The organism is Kribbella sp. NPDC026611 (assembly GCF_040638345.1).
Lineage (GTDB): Bacteria > Actinomycetota > Actinomycetes > Propionibacteriales > Kribbellaceae > Kribbella.
The window spans coordinates 1-1,127 of record NZ_JBEZYC010000025.1; the positions used below are offsets into that span (position 1 = coordinate 1).

1 protein-coding gene is annotated in these 1,127 nt (G+C 66.4%); it reads right to left on the reverse strand.

Annotated elements, in window-relative coordinates; translation table 11 throughout:
• Window positions 1-1,074 carry an IS630 family transposase gene (locus AB0E69_RS41075; RefSeq protein WP_360159802.1) on the reverse strand — a complete coding sequence of 358 codons (1,074 nt, stop codon included), beginning with the start codon at window positions 1,072-1,074 and terminating at the stop codon, window positions 1-3.
• Window positions 1,075-1,127 lie beyond the last annotated feature (53 nt).

The window sequence follows — 1,127 nt, forward strand, 5'->3', positions numbered from 1 at the left end:
CTAGTGCCGCGCGTCTGAGGTCTTCTGACGGTTGGCTTTCTTGAGGATCTGGTCGGCGGTTTTGGTCCAGGCGAACGGGTGTGAGCGGTCGTTCCAGCCGGTGATGAAGGTTCGGATCTTGGTGTTGAGATCGTGGACGGATCGGAAGGTGCCGCGGTGGATGGCTTGGCGTTCGATGATGGAGAACCAGACCTCGACCAGGTTCATCCAGGACGCGTGGGTGGGTGTGAAGTGGACGCTGACGCGGGGGTTGGCGGCCAGCCAGGCCTTGATCGTGGGGTGTTTGTGGGCGGCGTAGTTGTCCATTACCAGGTGCAACTCACGGCCGGGGTGGGCGCGGGCGACCTGTTTGAGGAACGCCAGGAACTCTTGATGGCGATGCCGCGGTTTGACCGCTGCGGTGACCTGCCCGGTGGCGATCTCGAGCGCGGCGAACAGGGTCGTGGTGCCGTGCCGGACGTAGTCGTGAGAGCGGCGTTCGGCCAAGCCCGGTTGCAGCGGAAGGATCGGGGCGGTGCGGTCCAGCGCCTGGATCTGCGACTTCTCGTCCACACACAACACCACCGCATTGTCCGGCGGGGCCAGGTACAGGCCGACCACGTCGGTGACCTTGGCCACCAGTTCGGGATCGGTTGAGAAACGGAACGATTCCGACCGCCACGGCTGGACCCCGAACTCGCGCCAGGCCCGCGCGACCGTGGCGTCCCCGATCCGCAGATGCCGGCCCAGCAGCCGAGACGACCAGTGCGTCACGCCGTACTTCTTCGGCGGCGGCCCCAACGTCGCCGCCACGATGCCCCGATGATCAACCGTGCGCGGCCGACCCGAACGAACCTCGTCGTCCAGCCCGGCCAGCCCCCGCTCGGCGTAACGATCCCGCCAGCCGATCACCGTCGGCCGCGACACCCCGACCAACTCGGCGATCCTCGTGTTCGACAGCCCTTGCGAGGCCAGCAACACGATCCGGGCCCGCTGCGCCAGACCGGCCCGCACACTCGACGCCCGCGTCAGCGCAGCCAGACCTTCCTCGTCACCCTCACGCAACACCAACGCAGCAGCAGGACGATTCGCCATGCCTCATCATCCCAACCACCAACCGTAAATCAACTAACGACGCGCGCCACTAG